1 protein-coding gene is annotated in these 3,118 nt (G+C 69.4%); it reads right to left on the reverse strand.

What is annotated here, in order from left to right:
- Positions 1-3,118: transcription-repair coupling factor (gene mfd / locus VFP86_03855; GenBank protein ID HET8998758.1), on the reverse strand; the 3,118-nt coding region annotated here is incomplete at both ends.

Genomic DNA, 3,118 nt, shown 5'->3' on the forward strand with positions numbered 1-3,118 from the left:
CGGCCCGCCGGCGTCGAGGTGCAAGAGGATCCCTTCCTGGGTGAGCTCGATCCGGCCCCGGGAGGTCTCGGAGAGCGGCCGGATCCGGTCGCTCGTCGTCCCTGGATCGGAGAGCCGGAGCAGGACGCCGGCCCGGCCGCGGCTGATTGCCGATACCCCCGCGCGGCGGGCCATGACGCGGAGACGGATGATCTCCGCGAGATGCTGCACCGGTTCCGGAAGCGGGCCGTACCGGTCCCGAAGCTCGTCGATCGCCGCGCGGCACTCCTCGATCGTCTGAGCCGCCGCCAGCTGCCGGTAGGCGGCCATCCGCTGTCCGGACGACCGGATATACGTGTCCGGCAGGAACGCACCGACGTCGAGATCGATCGCCACCTCCGCAGGCTCCTCGACTACTTCCCCGCGCGTCTCGCGGACGGCTTCCTCCAGCAGGCGCATGTAGAGGTCGAACCCGACGGCCGCGAGGTGTCCGTGCTGCTCCGGTCCCAGCAGGTTGCCCGCCCCACGGATCTCCAGGTCGCGCATCGCCAGCTTTAAGCCCGAACCGAGCTCGACGAACTCGCGCATCGCGACGAGCCGCTGTTCGGCCTCCGGGGTCAGCCGGGCGTGCTGAGGATAGAGGAGATACGCGTACGCCTGGCGGTCCGCCCGCCCCACGCGGCCTCGGAGCTGATACAGTTGGGCGAGCCCGAGTGTGTGGGCATCCTCGATGATGATCGTGTTGACGCGCGGGATGTCGAGGCCGATCTCGACGATCGTGGTGCTGACCAGCACATCGTACCGGCCGCCGAGGAAATCGAGCATGACCCGCTCCAGCCGCTCCTCGGGCATCTGCCCGTGGGCCACCGCGACGCGCGCGTCCGGCACCAGCCGGCGGATCCGCGTCGCGGCCCGCTCGATCGTCTCGACGCGGTTGTGGATGACATAGACCTGGCCTTCGCGGGTGAGCTCGTCCCGGATCGCCTCGCGGACGAGGTCCGGGGTTTCCTCTCGGATCACGGTACGGATCGGCTGGCGGGCGTCCGGCGGCGTCTCCATGACCGAGAGGTCGCGCAGCCCGGCCAGGGACATATGGAGGGTGCGCGGGATCGGCGTCGCGGTCAACGTCAGGACATCCACCTGGCTGCGGAGCTGCTTGAGCCGTTCCTTGTGGGTCACGCCGAACCGCTGCTCCTCATCGATGATGACGAGGCCGAGGTCCTTGAACGTGACGGAACGGCTGAGCAGGCGGTGGGTCCCGATGATCACGTCCACGGTGCCGGTCCGCAGGCCTTCCAGGACGGCCTTTTGCTCCCGCGGTGAGCGGAACCGGCTGAGCATCTCCACCCGGACGGGGAAGACGGCGAACCGTTCGCGGAAGACGGAAAAATGCTGCTGGGCCAGGATCGTGGTGGGGACGAGCACCGCCACTTGTTTCCCGTCGAGCACCGCCTTGAACGCCGCGCGCACCGCGACTTCGGTCTTTCCGTATCCCACGTCGCCGCTCACCAGGCGATCCATCGGCTTGGGTGCCTCCATGTCTCGCTTCACATCCTGAATTGCCTGCCACTGGTCCGGCGTTTCCTCGTACGCGAACGCTTCCTCCATTTCACGCTGCCAGGGCGAGTCGGGAGAGAATGCGTGCCCGCTACGCGTCTCGCGGGCCGCGTAGAGCTCGAGCAGTTCCCGGGCCATCTCGCGGGTCCGCTCGCGGACGCGGCGCTTCTCTCGCTCCCACTCGGTTCCGCCGAGCCGGTGGATCTGCGGGGTTTGTCCCTCGACGCCGACGTACCGCTGGACGAGGTTGATCTGATCGGTCGGCACGTACAGGGCGTCCCCGCGCGCGTACTCGAGGTGCAGGTAATCCCGCTCCCCGCCGCCCACCGTCAGGCGCTCGATTCCCCGATACACGCCGATACCGTGGTGGATGTGGACCACGAGATCGCCGGGCGCGAGCTCCGTCCAGCTGCTGATTCGCGCTCCATCGCGAAGCCAGCGGATGTGACGACGCCGGCGCCTCCATCCGAGGATCTCGGCATCGGTGACCACGACCAGGTCGTCCAGGGTGAACCCCCCGGTCAGCGCTTCGGGTACGGTGTGGATGCTCGCGGGGGAAGGCACCTCGACGAGCCGTTCCACCAGTCCTGCGGCCAGGTGGTATTCGGCGAACAGCTCCACCATGCGGTGCGCCTGGCGGCTGGCCACGACGACCCTCCGGCCGGAGGCGGCCCACTCGCGGAGCTGGCCGGCGAGCGCTTCCATCTGGCCGGCAAACGACTCGACGGTGCCGAATTCGATGTCCACGGCCGGTCCGCGGTCCGGCCGGTGAAGCGTCGAGAGGGCCACGGTCCGGCGGGCGTCGAGCGCTGCCGCGATGCGCACCCACGGCACGATGGGCATGGATGTTTCCTTCGGGATCCGGCCCGCCTCGATCGCCCGCGCATGGGTCGCCGTGGCTCGTGCGACCAGGGCCTGCGCCTGGCGCGCGAGCTCATCCGGTTCATCGAGCGCGCACATCGCATCGGGGATGATCTCCGGGAGCGCGACGGTCGGACTCTGACCCGGCCGGGCCGGGAGGATGATGGCGCGGGACAGGGTGCGAATCGTGCGCTGCGTTTCCGCATCGAACACGCGGATCGATTCGACCTCGTCCCCTGCCCATTCGATGCGGATCGGATGCTCTTCGGTAGACGGATAGACGTCGACCAGCCCTCCGCGCACCGCGAGGTCGCCGAGACGGCGGACAAGGTCGGTGCGTTCGTATCCGGCAGCCGTGAAGCGCTCGACGACGTGGCCGAGGTCGGTCCGCAACCCTGGGGCGAGGTCGACCCGGACCAGGTCGATCCAGCGGGGGTCGGGCACCGCATGCAGCGCGCCCGCGATCGACGCGACGATCACTTGGGGAGATCCGCGGCGCGCCCACTCCAGGATGCGCTGCCGAGCCCCCTCGGTCTCGACCGACGGAGGATCCTCGGGGTTGAACGACTCCCACGGCGTCAGGAGGTGTACCGCCCCCGCCGCCGGAGGGAGGAAGACCGCGAGGTCGTCGGCCAGCCGTTCCGCCTGATCGCGGCCGGAGGTCAGGATGAGCCACGCGGGGGCCTGCCCCTCGAAGCGCGTGATGAGGCCGGCGAGGACC

This window comes from bacterium, assembly GCA_035703895.1.
Taxonomy (GTDB): Bacteria; Sysuimicrobiota; Sysuimicrobiia; order Sysuimicrobiales; family Segetimicrobiaceae; genus Segetimicrobium.